The organism is Burkholderia sp. BCC1988, assembly GCF_905339895.1.
Taxonomy (GTDB): domain Bacteria; phylum Pseudomonadota; class Gammaproteobacteria; order Burkholderiales; family Burkholderiaceae; genus Burkholderia.
On the sequence record NZ_CAJPHA010000002.1, the window covers coordinates 231,322 to 249,593 of the forward strand.

General features: G+C 62.0%; 16 protein-coding genes and 2 pseudogenes. 9 read left to right on the forward strand and 9 right to left on the reverse strand.

What is annotated here, in order from left to right; all coding sequences use genetic code 11:
* Positions 1–52 precede the first annotated feature (52 nt).
* Complete coding sequence (locus U4012_RS03920) at positions 53–1,141, forward strand: porin (protein ID WP_321796340.1); 1,089 nt, start codon at positions 53–55, stop codon at positions 1,139–1,141.
* A 45-nt stretch (positions 1,142–1,186) separates the two neighbouring features.
* Here U4012_RS03920 and U4012_RS03925 read toward each other — a convergent pair whose 3' ends face one another.
* On the reverse strand, positions 1,187–1,846 hold the full coding sequence (locus U4012_RS03925) for a glutathione S-transferase family protein (RefSeq protein ID WP_321796342.1): 660 nt from the start codon (positions 1,844–1,846) through the stop codon (positions 1,187–1,189).
* Positions 1,847–1,966: 120 nt separating this feature from the next.
* Between U4012_RS03925 and U4012_RS03930 the strand changes: the two genes are divergently transcribed.
* Both U4012_RS03930 and U4012_RS03935 read left to right on the forward strand, forming a co-directional pair.
* The gene (locus tag U4012_RS03930) at positions 1,967–2,782 is read left to right on the forward strand and encodes a helix-turn-helix domain-containing protein (RefSeq protein ID WP_044848345.1); all 816 of its coding nucleotides are present in this window, start codon (positions 1,967–1,969) and stop codon (positions 2,780–2,782) included.
* A gap of 159 nt (positions 2,783–2,941) precedes the next feature.
* Positions 2,942–3,754: a hypothetical protein gene (locus U4012_RS03935; RefSeq protein ID WP_321796345.1), complete on the forward strand. Its 813-nt coding sequence runs from the start codon at positions 2,942–2,944 to the stop codon at positions 3,752–3,754.
* Positions 3,755–4,250: 496 nt separating this feature from the next.
* Here U4012_RS03935 and U4012_RS03940 read toward each other — a convergent pair whose 3' ends face one another.
* The 3 genes from U4012_RS03940 to U4012_RS03950 all read right to left on the reverse strand — a co-directional run bounded on the left by U4012_RS03940 (position 4,251) and on the right by U4012_RS03950 (position 6,672).
* The gene (locus U4012_RS03940; protein WP_321796347.1) at positions 4,251–5,465 is read right to left on the reverse strand and encodes a hypothetical protein; all 1,215 of its coding nucleotides are present in this window, start codon (positions 5,463–5,465) and stop codon (positions 4,251–4,253) included.
* Positions 5,413–5,850, reverse strand: coding sequence for a DUF5675 family protein (locus U4012_RS03945; protein WP_321796349.1), 438 nt, complete (start codon positions 5,848–5,850; stop codon positions 5,413–5,415). The genes U4012_RS03940 and U4012_RS03945 overlap by 53 nt, the downstream gene beginning before the upstream one ends.
* A 90-nt stretch (positions 5,851–5,940) precedes the next feature.
* Positions 5,941–6,672, reverse strand: a complete 732-nt coding sequence (locus U4012_RS03950) for a hypothetical protein (RefSeq protein ID WP_321796351.1) — start codon at positions 6,670–6,672, stop codon at positions 5,941–5,943.
* A 1,054-nt stretch (positions 6,673–7,726) separates the two neighbouring features.
* Between U4012_RS03950 and U4012_RS03955 the strand changes: the two are divergent.
* Positions 7,727–8,005: pseudogene (locus U4012_RS03955) on the forward strand (integrase core domain-containing protein); the annotation flags it as partial.
* Between the two features lie 280 nt (positions 8,006–8,285).
* Complete coding sequence (locus tag U4012_RS03960) at positions 8,286–9,209, forward strand: hypothetical protein (protein WP_321796353.1); 924 nt, start codon at positions 8,286–8,288, stop codon at positions 9,207–9,209.
* A 114-nt stretch (positions 9,210–9,323) separates the two neighbouring features.
* Here U4012_RS03960 and glmS read toward each other — a convergent pair whose 3' ends face one another.
* On the reverse strand, positions 9,324–11,153 hold the full coding sequence (glmS, locus tag U4012_RS03965) for a glutamine--fructose-6-phosphate transaminase (isomerizing) (protein WP_321796355.1): 1,830 nt from the start codon (positions 11,151–11,153) through the stop codon (positions 9,324–9,326).
* A 156-nt stretch (positions 11,154–11,309) separates the two neighbouring features.
* Between glmS and U4012_RS03970 the strand changes: the two genes are divergently transcribed.
* Positions 11,310–11,801 carry an Lrp/AsnC family transcriptional regulator gene (locus tag U4012_RS03970; RefSeq protein ID WP_006761025.1) on the forward strand — a complete coding sequence of 164 codons (492 nt, stop codon included), beginning with the start codon at positions 11,310–11,312 and terminating at the stop codon, positions 11,799–11,801.
* A 19-nt stretch (positions 11,802–11,820) separates the two neighbouring features.
* Here U4012_RS03970 and panB read toward each other — a convergent pair whose 3' ends face one another.
* Positions 11,821–12,672, reverse strand: a complete 852-nt coding sequence (panB, locus tag U4012_RS03975; protein ID WP_321796358.1) for a 3-methyl-2-oxobutanoate hydroxymethyltransferase — start codon at positions 12,670–12,672, stop codon at positions 11,821–11,823.
* A 77-nt stretch (positions 12,673–12,749) separates the two neighbouring features.
* Between panB and U4012_RS03980 the strand changes: the two genes are divergently transcribed.
* Positions 12,750–13,568: a helix-turn-helix transcriptional regulator gene (locus U4012_RS03980; protein WP_321796360.1), complete on the forward strand. Its 819-nt coding sequence runs from the start codon at positions 12,750–12,752 to the stop codon at positions 13,566–13,568.
* A gap of 28 nt (positions 13,569–13,596) precedes the next feature.
* On the opposite strand, the gene U4012_RS03985 is transcribed toward U4012_RS03980, so the two are convergent.
* Positions 13,597–14,130 (reverse strand): methylated-DNA--[protein]-cysteine S-methyltransferase, encoded by a 534-nt coding sequence (locus tag U4012_RS03985; protein ID WP_321796362.1) that lies wholly within the window; start codon positions 14,128–14,130, stop codon positions 13,597–13,599.
* 8 nt (positions 14,131–14,138) lie between these two features.
* A pseudogene (locus U4012_RS03990) lies at positions 14,139–14,408 on the reverse strand (Ada metal-binding domain-containing protein); the annotation flags it as partial.
* A 342-nt stretch (positions 14,409–14,750) separates the two neighbouring features.
* On the opposite strand from U4012_RS03990, the gene U4012_RS03995 reads away from it, so the two are divergent.
* The gene (locus U4012_RS03995; protein ID WP_321796364.1) at positions 14,751–16,043 is read left to right on the forward strand and encodes an MFS transporter; all 1,293 of its coding nucleotides are present in this window, start codon (positions 14,751–14,753) and stop codon (positions 16,041–16,043) included.
* A 171-nt stretch (positions 16,044–16,214) separates the two neighbouring features.
* Here the strand turns inward: U4012_RS03995 and U4012_RS04000 are convergent, their stop codons facing one another.
* Complete coding sequence (locus U4012_RS04000) at positions 16,215–17,318, reverse strand: LacI family DNA-binding transcriptional regulator (protein WP_124489267.1); 1,104 nt, start codon at positions 17,316–17,318, stop codon at positions 16,215–16,217.
* Between the two features lie 113 nt (positions 17,319–17,431).
* Between U4012_RS04000 and U4012_RS04005 the strand changes: the two genes are divergently transcribed.
* Positions 17,432–18,268 (forward strand): NAD(P)-dependent oxidoreductase, encoded by an 837-nt coding sequence (locus U4012_RS04005; protein ID WP_321796367.1) that lies wholly within the window; start codon positions 17,432–17,434, stop codon positions 18,266–18,268.
* The last annotated feature ends 4 nt before the right edge of the window (positions 18,269–18,272 follow it).

Consider the following 18,272-nt stretch of genomic DNA (forward strand, 5'->3'; position numbering starts at 1 on the left):
GTTCGCGACGTGGCGGGCGACCGGCTCGAATTTCAAAAAAGACGGAGACGCAATGAAGCTCAGGTTTGGAGTATTCGCGATGCTGGCCATCGCGCAGGGTGCGTATGCACAGAGCAGCGTGACCATGTTCGGTCTGATCGACAGCGGCATCTCGTACGTCAGCAACGAGGGCGGCGGGAAGAACGTCAAGTTCGACGACGGCATCTTCACGCCGAACCTGTTCGGCTTTCGCGGCACGGAAGATCTCGGCGGCGGATATCACGCGACGTTCGCGCTCGTGAACCAGTTCTCGATGGCGAACGGCAGCATCATCGGGACCGGGATCTTCGGACGTAATGCATACGTGGGTATCGAGAGCGACCGGTTCGGCAGCGTCAGGCTCGGGAATCAGTACGACTTCATGGTCGATTCGCTGTTTGCGAAGGGGAATGCGATCTCGATGGACATCTCGGGGCTGTACGGATTCAGGAATGGCCCGTTCCAGCGTCTCGCGCTGCCCGGTAACCCGACCGGCGCGTTCGACTGGGATCGCACGGCAGGCAGCAAGCCAGTCGCGAACTCGGTCAAATACAGTTCGCCGACGATTGCAGGGTTGTCGGGCGGCGTGATGTATGCGTTCGGCGGCGTGGCCGGTTCCATCGGCGCGGACAATGCCATAAGCGCGGGCTTGAACTACGAAGTCGGCGCGCTCGGCATCGGTGCCGCATATACGAACGAGAAGTACGGCCCGGCGCCCGGCACGCCGTCGACCAGCGTGCGCAACTGGGGTGTCGGGATGCACTACGACTTCGGTGCGGTGAGCGCGAAGGCACTCCTGACCACCGTGCACAATTCGTTCAACGATGCCGGCGTGTGGATGGCCGAGGCCGGCGGCGTGTGGCGGATCAGGCCGGACGTGTTTCTCGGCGCGAAGTACATGTACATGAAGGGCAACGAAGCCGTGAACGACAACCATGCGCATCAGGTCAGCGTCGCGCTTCAATACCTGTTCACGAAGCGGACGATGGTCTACGTGTCCGCCGATTATCAACGCGCGAACAGCGGCGCGAACGCGCAGATCAACGGCGTGCTCGATCCGAACGGGGCGTCGAGTTCAGCGAGTCAGGCGGTGGCGCGCGTCGGGCTGCATACGATGTTCTGATGGTGCGGCGGGCGGGACCGGCGTCGCGGTCCGCCCGCCAACCGGCTACCGCGCCGCTGCGGCCGCCTCCTTGGCCTTGTCCTGTTCCGCCGCCAGCGCCGCATCCGCCGCCTGCGCGCGCTGGATCGCCGGGCGCGCCAGCACGCGATCGATGTACGCGCGAATGCGCGGCGTTTCGGGTACCAGCTTGAACATCGTCGTCCAGTTCAGTGCCGAGCCCCACAGCACGTCGACCGCCGTGAAGCGCTCGCCCAGCAGGTAGGGCCCTTTCGCCAGTTGCGCATCGATCCGCATCATCACGGTATCGAAGTCGCCGTACGGCGACGTCGAGTAGGCGGCGGGCGGGCGATTCATCGAGCGGTCGACGATGGCCGGCTCGAGGCACGAGCCATAGAACGTCATCCAGGTCAGATACGGCCCGCGCAGCGAATCGCCCGGCGCCGGCGACAGGCCGGCTTCCGGATACAACTCGGCCGCGTACATGTAGACGGCGGCCTGCTCGGTGACGATCACGTCGCCATGACGCAGCGCGGGCACCTTGCCCAGCGGGTTGATGGCGAGGTAGTCGGCTTCGTGATGTTTTCCGGTGGAGAGGTCGAACGCGTGCAGTTCATAGTCGGCACTCAGTTCTTCCAGCAGCATCCGCGCGCCGGCCGAGCGGCTGCGCGGGGAGTGGAACAGGGTCAGGTGACGGTCTTGCGGCATCGCGGGCTCCGGTGTGCATTCGGGACAGGGCGCCCAATATAGGACGGCCGCGCGGCTTCGTCTTGGAAAAATCCGCTGTGGCGGTGCATCATCACGCAGTCACCTCAACGGTTCGTCACCATGGCCGACTTGCGTAACGTGACCGAGACGCCCAAAGGCGTCGTCGGCCCGAAAGCCTTCAATCAGCGCTTCCGCCTGAATCGCTATTACCCGTGTGCCGACCTGGCCGGCGTGCTGGATCACCACTGGATCGTCGAATGGGATCTGCGCGACCAGCCGCCGTATGTGCAGCGCACGCTGCCGTATCCGTGCGTGAATCTGGTGTTCGACCGGCGGCGGACGGGGATCTTCGGCGTGGTGTCGGGGGCGTTCGAGACGACGTTGGCCGGGGCCGGGCGGGTGATCGGCTTGCGGTTCCGGCCGGGCGCGTTTCGGGCGTTCTTCGGCAAGCCGGTGCATTTGTCGACCGACAAGGTGCTGCCGGTGTCGACGCTGCTCGATTGCGGCGACGCGCAAGCCGAAGACGCCGTGCTCGGTGCCGAGGATGACGCCGGGATGGTGGCGGCTGCCGAGGCGCTGCTGTTGCGGGTGCTGCCGCCGGCCGATCCGCAGGTCGAACGTATTCATGGCATTTTGCAGATGCTGCAGCAGGATATCGGGCTCACGCAGGTGCGCGATCTGGCCGAGCGCGCGGGGCTGAGCGAGCGCACGCTGCAGCAACTCTTTTCCGACTATGTGGGCGTGACGCCGAAGTGGGTGATCTGTCGTTATCGCCTGCATGAGGCGGCCGACAAACTCGCCGGCGGCGAGCCGGTCGATCTCGCGGAACTGGCGCAGGCGTTGGGGTATTTCGACCAGGCGCATTTCACACGCGATTTTCGCAAGCTGGTCGGGAAGGCGCCGGCGGAGTATCGGCGGGAGGATCGGCAGGGGTGAGGTTGCGGATGAGCGGGCGTTGGCCTGCTTTCGGGCTGACAATGAACCGGCGAAGGGGCGCTCAGGGCATCGGTGAATTTCAAACAATGGATGCGTTGCCTATCATTCCACCCTATAGTGCTCGTCGTTGACCGATCCGCAAGAAAATCAGGAGCCTTCGTGTTTCATCGGAAATCCAAGTTGGGGCGTTCGAGCTTCGCGTGCGTCGTCGCTTTGACGATGATCCTGGCGCCGGTCGCGGTGCATGCAGAGGCGGAGGCCGTTGACGGCACGACGCACGTCGCGCCTGCTGCCGATCACGACGCGTCGCCCGCACGACCGATCGTCGGCGACGACCCGGTTGCCATTCGGGATGCCCTGAAGAAGCTGCACATCAGCCCCGCGCCGCCTTCCTTGACCGACCGGGTTCGCGGCCTGGTCTCCGACGCAACCGACCGGTATGCCCCGAATCCCGCCCTGGCGGCCGTCGGCCTGGATCGCGACGTGACGTTCGTGGTGCCGGTGCAGTACGGGCTGCGGTACCGGTCGCAGCGACACCTGTTGACGCTGGACGTCGACCTGTTCGACGCGGAGCACGGCGACCGGACGGGCGTCCTGCTCCGGAAGGTCACGAAGGGGCCACGAGGGCGAGGGCTCGTGATCGCCCCCGAAGCGAAAGCGAAAGGGTACATCCAGCAGATCGACATCATCGAACTCGATTCCGGGCATGGGAAAAAGACCACGGTTCGCAGCCGGATGCGGATTTCGCCTGCCGTGTACGCTCAAGCGCATGGCGACTTCGCGCTCGTCTTTTCCGGGCGGCTGGTTCGGCCTTATCTGACCGAGCAAGTCGAGCATGCCGATCCGAGTATCGACGAGCCGACGGACATTACGACCCGGATCTCCAGGGTGCATATGGATATCAATGCGATCTCGCTGGTGAGTCCGTCGAGCGGGGTTGTGTTGGCGAAAAAGCTGAAGTTGTCGAAGTAGGGTTTTTTCCAGTGCGGGGCGGGGATGCTGTGCGCGCATGTCCTGAGCTTCGATGCCGATCCTCGGCGCGATTGCGTGCGATTGCGGTGTCGTTGGCGTCCGGTCGGAACAATAGTTCCGGTATTTCGCTGTCGAGAGGGGCGTGCGCCGGGTTCGCGACGCGGAAAACTGCAGTTGCGTCCGGGAGAAACAAAAATGTCACTGAAAGATCACAAAAACTTGTTCCGCAAGTATTCGGGGCACAGGCTTGGTTTTCAACACATTCTGATAAGAACGACAGACCATCTCTCGCCGTTTCAGGCGATGACTTGTCCCGAGTTGCCGGCATCCGACCCAAGGGTATGGAACGGGCACTATTACACAAGCTTTTTAACACCGACTGCCGGCCGAAAAGGGCTTGCAAATGCAGCTTGGAGCCCAAAAACGCAGCGAGTCCATATCAGTGAAGTGTGTTCGTCGCATGACGCCGCTTAGCCATCGCCGCTGGATGCATGCACTATTGCTGGTGCGTTTTCAAGCAAAGGTCCATTTGCTCGGAAAAAGTTCCGACTGCCTGCCCGAATGCTTGTGCTAGTTCGCCTTGCTCTTCAGGCGATTTACCTCGAATTACACATACTCGGTATTCCCGCGAGCTGCTCGGCGAAATTTCCGCTTCGGACGGAAGTGCACACTGTGACGACGTCGTAGCCGAGGCGGATGATGCGGCAGAAATCGCTCGTTTCGCTGCGGCAATCGCTTCATCGGACGCTTTTTTCGCTCTTTCGATGATATCCGTTGATGCCAACTGTTGTCCTTGAACAGAAATTGAGGATGCTAGCTGAGAGGAGGCATCAGCCGCCACTTTGGCGGCTGATGCGGCACTGGCCGCTAAGAAGACGGCGGCCTTTTCATCTACCACTTTGGTGTTTTGTATGGCTAGCGATACCTTTGTGTGCAAGTTGGACGTGTATTGGGTGGATTTATTTTGCGCGGCCTTGTAGCTCTGCAGCGAATTCAGTAAGTCCTGTTCTGACGGAGCGCTGAGTGTTACTGCGGTTAGTGCAGCTCGGAGGTCAAGGCTTACTTTTTCAATATAATTATTAGTGAGATGAGGAATGGTGGCATAGAGAGACATTGTCTCTGCGTGGATTTGCTTGCGAGCGTCTGCTGGAAGTGCGTCCAGTAAAGCTGGGTCAATTGGGTCGAGCAAATCCCTCGCGCAGCGCATTCTTTGAGCGGCTCGGTCGAAGGCCAACGACTGTACGCTGGGCTGGTAATGATTATCTAATGCAACGCTGCCAGCAGCTATTCCGGCGCCGACATTTCTCAAGGCGATGCTGCTCGCGGCGACACCGCCAACCGCAAGAAGACTCCCGTAAAACAAGAGCTCGCGCGTTATCATCTTTGCATCATCTCGGTGCCGGCTCGCGGTATTCAATTTTTCAGTGAGTCCGAAAACCAGGTTCCTCGCGTCATCTACCGTCAGAGGAACGGCGGTCAGCTTCGCCCCATCATTAACGAGCGCACGCTGATCTTCGGCATTAAACATCGGATATATCCACGAATCCGATGCGCAGCCGCTAGCTAGGAGTACAACCGAAGAAAGCAGAATAATTTTTTTCATTGCTATCATCGACAAAAAGATGTCGTATAGAAATTTTGGTGTGCGATAGAAATCGCTATATCGTTTCCCACGCATTCTGTACCGTAATTTGAATAGGTTGATTTGCATGTCGAACTATACTGATACGGGTCATCAGCGCGTCAAATGCAACTTTGCTGTTGAGTATCTCGTTTTGAGCCTTCAGTGTGCCAACGAGAATGCAACCCTCGGTGTCCTTCGGAAAATTTCCCGCGTGAATGCGAACCCCGGAGAATCCAGGGACATTGTCTAGTAGAGGTGTATAGTATTGGTCGCGATAAAAATACGTTACTTCGACGTTGTATGTGCCAACAGGAATCGCGGTTGAGCCAAAAACCTTCCAAGCGCTCACTGGCACATTAGGTCGCTCGCGGTACACCGGCTCCAGGGTATAAGAGAAAAAAACTTCGTCAATGAATAACTTTCCTTCCGTGGATTGCGATGTCTTTATGATGCGTTGCAGTAGAAGATTCACTGCAGATCTCCTTTCTCGTTGATATTGGCGAGGACGCGGGTCGCTTGGGATAACGTCCTCGGCAGAATTTAGATATTGATATTTGTTTGGTCAAAGTTGAGAAATCGCGTCCCAAACAAACTGGTCAACAGTGTTGTCGTTAACGTAGAAATGAAGTTCGGTTATATTGTTGCTGTCTGCGGCAGTGGCATATTGTTGAATTTCGTGAGAGCCCTTTACTGAGCCGAGCTCTCCGGCCATCGGGAATATTTTCCCAGCCGCCGCCCCGATATTCCCCCAAGCGCTTAGCGAAGCAATATAGTTGGACGATGGCCCGGTGCCGATAGATATTGGTCCGTGGTCAGTATCAGCGCGCCAGTAGGCTTGAGGGTACACGGCGTCTGAATATTGTAAAAACGTGGCCCAAGGAAGGGCGGGGTACGGCTTTGCTGCCAAGTAGTGCGAGGTGACACCAAACAGCATCGTTGGATTTGCTTGACGGATGGTTGAACAGTAATCGTCTGCTACGGCGGCTAATCCTGGATGGTTCCAGTTGTAGAGTGAGCGGCTATCGCCCTCTGGGTCAACGATAAATCCATCCAATCCTAGTTGAACAATTTGAGCTGTATCCAGCGCCTGTTGATGTGCGGCATGTGGGTCAGTTGGCGGATATCGCCAGCCGAGGACGTCAATGCTATTTTCTTTCATGGCCGGGATAAGGTCCGCAAAGTCAGTGTAGCTCGTACGGACGCAAACCGCTCCGAACCCACATTGCGTTGCTCTTTGAATTAGAGTGTCGATATTCGGTACGTCGATTGCCCATAGAATTTTTCGATAAGTCATTTTATTCTCTCGTAGCGAAATGGTGTTTGTATGAGTGTCGTTAGACTATTGCATGTCTGTCGCATGTCTCAGGATGTTATTTTGAAATTTTTCTGAAGAGTAAAAATTGTAGTGCTGGAACGTCGAAATTCTATTCGGCGAACTGGTCTGGTACCGCTGATATTCTGCGTCGCTTAGTGACTTCGTGGTCTACGCAATTCAACTGCGAAAAACGTGTGTTAACAGGCCTGTTCGGATGGCGAGAATTTAAGTTGTCTCGTGGTTCGATGAAAATTTTAAGATGTATGATGTCCCCTCCATTGGTAATTTGATGGTGGAAATGTTTTGGGTATATTTAATTAAATCTTAAATTTAAATCAGGAAAGTTCTTGGGAGGATGCTGTAAATATAGTTATGACATTCCTGCCATTTTTTCAAGTACTTTTTGCATGGTGGAATGGGGTGTGGGAAGAATTTCCTGCTCTTCGTCGATGTTCGGCTAGCGGCGAAATTTTTGTAATGGATGCGAAGCGCAAATGAAAGAAATCTGGCGGTTGACCTAAATGTCTACCGACTGGCAAGCGCAGCTTCTGATCGCAGAATTTGCAGAATAGAAGGCAATGGGAGCGGCAACCGCAACACTCACCGAAGTTGATGTTCGCCGCGCGATTCAGCGTCAATTGATTGCAAGCGGCTACCTACGTGGGCAGGCGGATGGAAGCATTGGACCGCGCAGCCGCGGAGGTACCACATTTAAATCGGTTTGCTGAAGGAACTACAACCCACGCAAACAAAAAACAACGTGCACGGAATTTCAGCCACTTGATACATCGCCGATTGCCAGTCGGGAGCCAGCGTTAACGGCCGGGCACGGTGCGGTCCTTCCAATTTTCTCCATTTCTCGAGAAATAGAAGACGGCGTTCGAGGGTGGATTGATGTCGCGCCTATAGCAATTGAAGAGAAGGTCTGTCGCTAACGAGAAGAGGAATCCAAGTAAGATGGTGCTCTTCATTCGGATCGCACAGAGTGAATTTGATGCGATTGGCGGGTAGCTCCTCCAGTATTCGCGCGAATCTTGAGTTTGCGCGGGCCTGCCAGGGATTGGGTATCCGGCACAAATTTACGTGGGCGTATCGTCCGCAGACCAACGGCAAGGCCGAACGCTTCATCCAGTCCGCGTTACGTGAACGGGCCTACGCATGGACATACCAGAGCTCCGCCAATCGCATCGAAGCCTTGGCGAGTTGGCAGCGCCACTACAACTGGCATCGTGCCCATAGCGCCATCGGCGGCGTTGCGCCGATGGCCAGACTTCCTGCGTCGAGAAACAACCTCTTGACGCTTCACATCTAGCCGGTTCATCCAACGGTTGACGACATCTAGGATATGGATGAGAACGTGCAGGACTAGGTGCGCGGACACCACTGGAGTTGCCGGATTGAAGGCCGCCGCATGACGTGCGACAGGCCGGACGACGGCGCCAGCGGCGGCGACTTTCGCGACTATGCATCGCGGGCTCGCGGCATGACGCTAAGGGTTCTTTCGGAAGGCGCTTTCCGGACCGCGAGCTAGTATTACTGGACAATATGGGGCCGTCAGGGCGGCTGAGCCACGCGGCGCGAGGTGAACAAAAATGTCACGTCTATCCTGGTTGCGGCGCGATGCCGCAATGTCGACGCGCGAGCTGTGCCGGCTCCTTACGTTGGTGGGGGCCTTCTGCCTGAGTTTGGTCCTGATCGCATGCGACCAACGGCCGCCGCCGGACGTCGCGAGTGCCGCCTCTGCACCGGAGTCGACAACAGCATCGAAAGACCCATTGGCGCTGCCCGCCGACGGACTAGACGATGAAACCATTGCGAACTATCTGCATGCCGCGATGGACTATAAGCGGCCGGACGAGTTTTCCAAGGGCTTTAACGACGCCGCCTTGGTCGGCCGGCACTTCAAGATTTACATCCCGGCAGACAAGGAAGGTGAGCGCGGGCCGACGTATGACTACGATGCGGACAAAGAGCAACTCACTCTCACTGTTCGTCCCGCCTACAGTGTTGGCTCTCTTGACTATCTCACCTTCGTGCAGGAAGTGTCGTACGGAGCGCCCAAGCTGGAATCCAACGCATACAACGTAACCAAGGAAGTCACGCCGGTCTCGTACCGGGTCATTGGCGTAGGCGCCGTGGCGGGCATGTACATGGGCGTCTTTCCGAAAGATAGCTATTCGACGAGAAAAGTCATCGTTTATCGAGACCTTACCAAAACGCTCAAACTCTCACCGGATGCAGCTAAGAGAGCCGTCGAAGGCCTGACGATGGAGGTCGAAGGTACGGTTACCAAGGACCGCAACGGCCACGCGATTGGTTGCATGGCAAGCACTCGAGGGGCCACGGTCGACCACCTGTATGAGGAAGATTGGCTCCAGTGTGTGCTGTTGGTGAATCTCACACGCATCACCGTCAGCTCGCCAAGTGCGGGCGTGCTCGCTCAGTGGGACGCGGCCGGTCGAGTCGAACACCACAAGGGCGTCAAAAAGGTAAAAGCCCTGGCCGCCACGGGGTGACCCCTGCCGAACACGCCCCGGCGTCAGGCCAGCGGTTTCGGCGCCTCGCGCTGGCGTGAGCCTATACAGCTTTCATTTCCAGCGAGCACGAGCCCGGCCCTCCACGATATGCCCTCACTCCACCGTCACCGACTTGGCCAGATTCCTCGGCTTATCGATATCCGTCCCCCGTGCCAACGCCGCGTGATAAGCGAGCAACTGCATCGGCACCGTATGCAGAATCGGCGACAACGGCCCGTAGTACTCGTTGAGCCGAATCACCTCGATCCCCTCACTCGGCATCAACCCGCAGTCCACATCCGCGAACACGAAAAGCCTGCCGTTCCGCGCGCTGACTTCATGCATGTTCGACCTGAGCTTTTCGAGCAGCACGTCATTCGGCGCCACCGCAATCACGGGCATTTCGTTACTGACCAACGCCAGCGGCCCATGCTTCAACTCCCCGGCGGGATAAGCCTCCGCGTGGATATACGAAATCTCCTTCATCTTCAGCGCGCCTTCGAGCGCGATCGGATAATGCATTCCGCGTCCGAGAAACAGCATGTTGTCGCGTCGCGCGAGCAGTTCCGACCAGCCCATGATCTGCGGCTCCAGCGCAAGCACCTTCGACATCGCATCGGGCAGATGCCGGAGCGCACGCAGATGCGCCTTCTCCTCGTCGTCGCTTAACCGCCCGCGCACCTGCGCCAGTGACAACGTCAGCAAGAACAACGCCACGAGCTGCGTCGTAAAAGCCTTCGTCGACGCCACCCCGATCTCGATCCCAGCACGCGTGACGAACTGCAGCGTGCATTCGCGCATCAGCGCGCTCGTCGCGACGTTGCAGATCGCGAGCGTGTGCAGCATCCCGCGCTGCTTCGCGACGTGCACGGCCCCGAGCACGTCAGCCGTCTCGCCGCTCTGCGACACCGCGACGACCAGCGTGCGCGGATTCGGCACGCTGTCGCGATACCGGAACTCGCTCGCGATCTCGACACTCGCCGGCAGCTTCGCGATGCTCTCGATCCAGTACTTCGCGGTCAGCGCTGCGTGATAGCTGCCGCCGCACGCGAGCAGCAACACCGAATCGACGTCGTTGAACGCGCGCCACGCGCCGTCGCCGAACAGCTCCGGCATGATCGACCCGACATCGAGCAGCGTATCGGCCACCGCCTGCGGCTGCTCGAAGATCTCCTTCTGCATGTAATAGCGATACGATCCGAGATCGGCCGCGCCGCTATGCGCGGCCACCCGCTGCACCGCACGCTCGACGCGCTGGCCGGCCGCATCGACGATCCAGTAGCGATGCAGCTGGATATCGGCAACGTCACCGTTCTCGAGGTAAGCGATTCGATCGGTGATACCCGACAACGCGATCGCATCCGACGCCAGGAAATTCTCGCCATCCCCGACACCGACGACGAGCGGCATCCCGTCGCGCGCACCGACGATCCGGTGCGGCTCGTCGCGGCACATCACCGCGATCGCGTAGCTGCCGCGCAGTCGCGCGACCGCGCGGCGCACCGCGTCGAACAGGTCGCCGTCGTACAGGTGATCGATCAGGTGCGCGATTGCCTCGCTGTCGGTCTGGCTTGCGAACACATAACCATGCGCCTGCAGTTCCGCGCGCAGCTGATCGCAGTTCTCGATGATCCCGTTGTGCGACAGCGCGATGCGCGCGTTGTCGTCGCTCGGCGAGAAGTGCGGATGCGCGTTGAGCGTGACGGGCGCGCCGTGCGTCGCCCAGCGCGTATGCGCGATGCCGGTATAGCCCGACAGCGCATGCTCGGCGATCTCGCGCTGCAGGTTGGCGACGCGGTCGACGCTGCGCGCGCGGGCCAGCGCGCGATCGCGATAGACCACGACGCCGCACGAGTCGTAGCCGCGATATTCGAGCCGCTTCAGCCCGTCGACGAGGTTCGGCAGGATGTCCCGCTGGGCAACCGCCCCGACAATTCCACACATAGCGCACTCCGTAAATGTCCTGTCTGGACCCGTGACAGCGATGGTAGAGGCGCACGAATGGAATTAAATTTCAAAATACGTCAACGAATGAAACGGACGGGCGATCGTCTATCATGTTGAAATTAAATTTCACACCCTGACCGGAAGGAGCCGCCCATGGCCGGCATCACGCTCGACGATCTCGACCTGCGCATTCTCGCGATCCTGCAGGACGACGCATCGGTGTCGAACCTGCAACTCGCCGAGCGCGCGCTGTCGTCGCCGCCGACCTGCATGCGTCGCGTGCGGCGGCTGACGGAGGCGGGCGTGATCCGCCGCCAGGTCGCGGTGCTCGATCCGGTCGCGATCGGCACGGCGGTCACGGCGCTGATCGAGATCAGCCTCGACCGGCAGACGGCCGAAGACTACGACGCGTTCGAAGCCTACGTGTGCGCGGAGCCGGCGGTCACGCAGTGCTACCGCGTGTCGCCGGGGCCGGATTTCGTGGTGGTGGCCGACCTGGCCGACGTCGCCGAATACGACGCGTTCGCGCGGCGACTGTTCACCGGCGCATCGAACGTGCGCAACGTGCGGACGTTCTTCTCGACGCATCGTGCGAAGTTCGAGGCGAACGCGCGGGTCGCGCATGCGATGCGCAAGCGTGCGTAATCGCGCGTAAGCGCAGCCGTCACGCCGCGGCGGCTGCCGCGAGTTGCAGCGGCTTGCCGTACCCGAAGCAGTGCGCCGGCTCGGGAAACACGCGCTGCCGCACGTCGTGCGCGTACTGGCGGATCGCGTCGCGCATCACCGCGTTCGCATCGGCGTAGCGCTTCACGAAGCGCGGCGTGTACGCGTCGAATGCGCCGATCATGTCCTCGGTCACGAGCACCTGCCCGTCGCACGCGGGCGATGCGCCGATGCCGATGGTCGGGATCGACAGTGTTTCGGTCAGATGGCGCGCGAGCGCTTCCGCGGTGCCCTCGACGACGACGCTGAACGCGCCGGCCCGCTCGGCCGCGCACGCGGCGTCTAACACCTGCGCGGCCGAGCGCGGGTCCATCCCCTGCGCGCGGAAGCCGCCGGTCGCATTGGCCTGCTGCGGCATGAGGCCGACGTGCGCCATCACCGGAATGCCGCGCTCCGTCAGGAAGCGGATCGTGTCGGCCATCTCGCTGCCGCCTTCGAGCTTGACGCCTTGCGCGCCGGTTTCGGCGAGCAGCCGCGCGGCGGAGCGATACGCTTGCGCGGGCGATTCCTGATACGTCGAAAACGGCAGATCGACGACGACGCACGCCTGCGCGGTGCCACGCACGACGGCCGCGCCGTGCGCGCTCATCATGTCGAGCGTGACGCGCAGCGTATCGGGCATGCCGTACAGCACCATGCCGACGGAGTCGCCGACGATGATCACGTCGGCCACTTCGTCGACGAGCTTCGCCATCGGTGCGGAATAGGCGGTGAGCGAGACGAGGCTGCCGATGCCTTTCGTCGCGCGGATCGCGGTGACGGTCTTGCGGGTGGTGCGGGTATGCGCGCTCATGAACGGAAGCCGTGAGAAAGAAGAGTCGTTACGGTAGCATCGCGATCGTGCATGCAATGACCTTCGGAGGACGTCTTATGTCGCTGGCGGGACAATCGGGTGATCCGTACGCGGTGCCGCCGATGGCGCGCCTGCCGAGGCCGCTGTTCGTGCGCGCGTTCGGGATTCCCGGCAACGCGAGCGTCGACGCGCATAGTCACCCGTGGGCCCAGCTGATGTATGCGACGAGCGGCGTGCTGGAGGTATCGACGCCGTCGGGTCGGCATCTGCTGCCGCCGCACTATGCGATGTGGATTCCGCCGCACGTGCCGCACGCGGTGTCGACGCGCGATTGCGTCGCGTTCCACAGCCTGTATCTCGACGATGCGATCGCGCGCGACGATGCCGCCGACGATTGCATGATCCTCTGCATGACGCCGCTGTTGCGCGAGCTGGTGATCGCGACCGGCGAGTTGCCGGTGAACTACGACGAGTCGGGGCCGGACGGTGCGCTCGTGTGCCTGATCGCCGACCGGATCGCGCGGATGCGGCCCGCGCCGCTGACGGTGCCGCTGCCGCACGATTCGCGTCTGCTCAAAATCGCGCGTGCGTTGCATGCGCATCCGGGCGACACGCGCAGCCTGGACGAATGGAGCCGTCAGGTCGGTGCGACACGGCGCACGCTGTCGCGTCTGTTCCGGCAGGACACGGGGCTGTCGTTCACCGAGTGGCGGCAGGCCGTGCGGCTGCTCGCGGCGCTGCCGCTGCTCGATGCGGGCGAGCCGATCGGCGCGGTGGCCGCGCAACTGGGCTACGACTCGACGTCGTCGTTCATCGCGCTGTTTCAGGCGAAGTTCAACGTGACGCCGGGCGCGTATGCGAAGCGTGAAGCGCGCCGGCCGGCATTGAGCGCATGACGCGGCAACGCGCGCCGCGGATCTTCATTCAGAACGCCAGCGACTGCTGCATCGGATGACGTTCCCCGCGCGCGAACCCGGCGCCTTCGAGCGACAACAACGCGCGTTTGCGTTCGATGCCGCCTGCATAACCGGTCAGGCTGCCCGACGCGCCGATCACGCGATGGCACGGCACCATGATCGACACAGGATTGCGGCCAACCGCGCCGCCGACGGCACGCGCCGCGCTCATCGGCAGCCCGACGCGTTCGGTGATGTCGCCGTATGAAACGAGCTCGCCGAACGGAATCGCGAGCAGTTCCTTCCACACGCTGCGCTGAAACGCGGTGCCGCGCAGATTAATCGGCACCGAGAAGGTTTCGCGCGTGCCGGTGAAATATTCGGCGACTTCCTCGGCGACCTTGCGCGCGAGCGGCGACGCGCCGCGTACGTCCGCGTCCGGCGCGATCGCCAGCGACGGATAGTATTTCTGGCCGACGAAGAACAGGCCTGTGAGCGCATCGTCCTCGATACGGATGGCGATGTCGCCCAGCGGGCTCGGAATCAGATGAGCGTGCGTCATCGCGAAGCGTCTCCATGAAGGTCGAGCAGCCCGTGGCCGGGCGCGAGCTCGGGCCGGCAGCGCATGCACGGCCGAAAGCCGGCCTTCTCGGCGGCCGCGGCGGTCGGGTAATAACTGCAGTTCCGCGCCTTCGGCGGTTTCACCGGGCAAACGGGGCGGCAATACACGCCGGTCGTCGACACGCCGACGAAGAACCAGCCGTCGAAGCGGCGGTTCCGCGCAAGCAGGGCGTCGTAGCAGGTGTCGGGGTCGAGGCGCATGCGACGAATGTAAACCATCCGCGCCGCCGATTCTGGCTGGAATCGGACATGTGTATCGACGCGCCATCCCGCGTCGTGGCCCCGTTTCGCACGCGTGAAAGTCCCGGAAAAACGGTTAATGCCACTCTGCGAAACAGTCATCTCTTTTTGCGCGGCCCATTTTGAGATGACTCATCGAAATCCCCGACTGACACGGCACCGGCCCACGCCCTATCCTTTGAAAAACGTTTTCCAGAACTCGACGGACGAGCGGCCGCGCCACGCAAGGGGCGTGGCCGCCGCCCGCCCCGGCGCCCGTCGTCGGTCACGGACAGCACAATCCAGCGGCGCGACGGGCGCGACCGCGTATCGGAGACATTCATGCAATCCGCCGTCGTCGGTGCCGTGCGCACCGCGGCCAGCCGCTACCGCTGGACCGTTTGTGCGCTGCTGTTCTTCGCGACCGTCATCAACTACATGGATCGACAGATCCTCGGCCTGCTCGCGCCGATGCTGCAGCACGACATCGGCTGGAGCCAGGTGCAGTACGGTCGCATCGTGATGGCGTTTTCCGCGTTCTATGCGATCGGCCTGCTCGGCTTCGGGCGCATCGTCGACTGGCTCGGCACGCGCATCTCGTATGCGGTCGCGATGCTGGTGTGGAGCATCGCGGCGATGCTGCACGCGGCGGTCGGCTCCGTGACGGGCTTCGCGGCGGTGCGCGCGCTGCTCGGGATCGGCGAGGGCGGCAACTTCCCGGCCGCGATCAAGACGACGGCCGAATGGTTTCCGCGCCGCGAACGCGCGCTCGCCACCGGCATCTTCAACTCGGGCGCGAACATCGGCGCGGTGTTCGCGCCGGCGATCATCCCGGCGATCGCGGTGGCCTACGGGTGGCGCGCGGCGTTCGTGATCATCGGCGCGATCGGCATCGTGTGGCTCGCGGTGTGGCTGCTGATGTATCGCACGGCCGACACGCGCGCGCTCGCCGCGGAATACGACGAGCCGCGCGACGAAGCCGAAGCGCTCGACGCGGCGAACGCGGATGCCGGCGCGCCGCGCTGGGGCGAACTGATCCGCAAGCGCGAGACGTGGGCGTTCCTGATCGGCAAGTTCCTGACCGACCCGGTGTGGTGGTTCTATCTGTTCTGGCTGCCGAAGTGGCTCAACGAGTCGCGCGGGATGGACATGCAGCATATCGGCCTGCCGCTCGTGTGCATCTATGCGCTGACGACGGTCGGCAGCATCGGCGGCGGCTGGCTGTCGTCGGCGCTGCTGCGCGCGGGCTGGAGCGTGAACGGCGCGCGCAAGACGGCGATGCTGTTCTGCGCGTGCTGCGTGCTGCCGATCGCGTTCGTGTCGCAGGTGCATAGCCTGTGGATCGCGGTGCTGATCGTCGGTCTCGCGGCCGCCGCGCACCAGGGCTGGTCGGCGAACCTGTTCACGACGGCGTCCGACCTGTTCCCGCGCCGCGCGGTCGCGTCGGTGGTCGGCATCGGCGGGATGGCCGGCTCGATCGGCGGCGTGCTGTTCTCGGAAGTGATCGGCCAGGTGCTGCAACGCACGGGCCACTACTGGGTGCTGTTCGCGATCGGCGCGCTGGCCTACCTGCTCGCGCTGGCGATCATGCACATGCTCACGCCGAAGATGAAGCCCGCGAAGCTCGACGCGTGATCGCGTGCCGGCAAACGAACGCGCCGCCCGGAGGCGGCGCGTTTTTGTTTGCGAAGCGACGAAGCGACGAAGCGACGAAGCGACGAAGCGACGAAGCGACGAAGCGACGAAGCGACGAATCAACGATACGCCGAAGCAGCGATACAGCGGATATCGAACGCGATGCGCGCTTCAACCCACCGCGGCCGTCGACGCGCGCATGATCAGCCGCGGCTCGAACGTCGAATAGCTCGCCTCGGTACGCCCGGCGAGCGCGTCGATCAGCTTCTGCATCGCGAGCTCGCCCATGTTTTCGCTCTGGATGTCGATGGTGGTCAGCGCGGGCGCCGCGTATGCGCCGTACGGCACGTTGTCGACGCCGGCAACCGACACGTCCTGCGGCAGCCGGAACCCGAGCGACGCCGCTTCCTTCATGAAGCCGAGCGCGATCAGGTCGTTGTAGCAGATCACGGCCTGCGGACGCTGCGGCCCGAGCATCACGCGCGAGCATGCGCGCTCGCCGGCTTCGGCGGTCGGCGCGTGCGCGTCGTGCACGTCGAGCGTGAGCCCCGCTTCCGCGAGACAGTCGCGCGCGCCCTGGATCCGTTCGTCGTTCACGCGCGCGGGCCCGAAGCCGAGGTACGCGATGCGCGTATGGCCGAGATTGAGCAGGTGACGCGCAAGCATGTAGGTGGCGAGCCGGTTGTCGATGCCGACGCTCGGAATCGGCAGGCCGGGGCTGCGCCGCAGCAGCACGAGCGGCTTGTGCAGGTCGAGCATCCAGCCGGCCTGGTCGTCGGGCATCCGCGTGCTGACGATCAGCCCGTCGACGCGCTGCGCGAGCGCCTCGATCAGCGAGCGTTCGCGCGCCTGGTTCTCCTCGGTATCGACGAGCAGCAGCGTGTAGTCGTGCTGGAGCGCGACGCGGTTCGCGCCCTTGACGACGTTCGTGAAGTGCGGATTGCTGATGTCGAGGATCACGAGGCCGATGGTGCGCGTGCGCCCGGTGATCATCGAGCGCGCGAGCGGGTTCGAACGGTAGCCGAGCCGTTCGATCGCTTCCTTGAGCCGCGCTTCGACGGTCGGCGAAAAGCGCTGCGTGCCGTTCACGTACTTGGAGACCGTCGCGACCGACACGCCGGCTTCCGCGGCCACGTCGCGGATCGTCGGGGAAACTTTTTTCATCGGAAGGGTAACGTTTTCGTTCGATTGCACCGGATTGTGGCAGAAAAAGCCGGCGTCCGGCCGCCGGACGATATCGGGAAAGTGCGGATGGGTGCGAACAGGTTCAACCATTGACGTTCGGCTTTTGCCCCGCGTATAGTTGGAAAACGTTTTCCGATCGTTTGCCGGCTCCGCCGGTTTCGGGCAACGTCCAGGACACCTCAGAACAGATTCAAGGAGATTCGATGAACGCCACATCCACCGGCGCACGCAAGCCGTTCGGGCGTCTGCTGCTGACCGGCGCGGCCGGCAATCTCGGCCGTCAGGTGCGCGGCGCGCTGGCGAACTGGGCCGACGTCGTGCGCGTGAGCGACATCGCCGCGCTGGGCGACGCCGCCCCGCACGAAGAAACCCGCGTCGTCGACCTGGCCGACCGGCCGGCGGTGATGGAACTCGTCGACGGCGTCGACGCGATCGTCCACCTCGGCGGCATTTCGGTCGACGCGCCGTTCGACGATCTCGTCGATGCGAACATCACCGGCACGTACAACCTGTACGAAGCCGCGCGCAAGCACGGCGTGAAGCGCGTCGTGTTCGCGAGCTCGAACCATGCGATCGGGTTCCATCCGGTCACGGAAGTGCTCGATGCCGATTCGCCGCAGCGTCCGGACAGCCTGTATGGCGTGACGAAGTGCTTCGGCGAGTCGCTGTCGCGCTACTACTTCGACCGCTTCGGGATCGAGACGGTGTGCCTGCGGATCGGCTCGTCGTTCGAAGTGCCGAAGAACCCGCGCATGCTCGTGACGTTCCTCAGCTATCGCGACTTCATCGAGCTCGTGCGCTGCTCGCTGCTGACGAACCGCGTCGGCCACGCGATCGTCTACGGCGTGTCGGACAACCCGGTGAAGTGGTGGGACAACACGAAGGCCGGCTTCCTCGGCTTCCGGCCGCAGGACAGTTCCGAGCAGTTCGCCGGGCTGTTCCCGGTGACGGCGCCGAGCGCCGAGTACGACGATCCCGCGCAGCGCTTCCAGGGCGGCGGGTTCGTCGTCGGCGAGCCGCTGGAGCGCAACGCGAAGTAAGCGA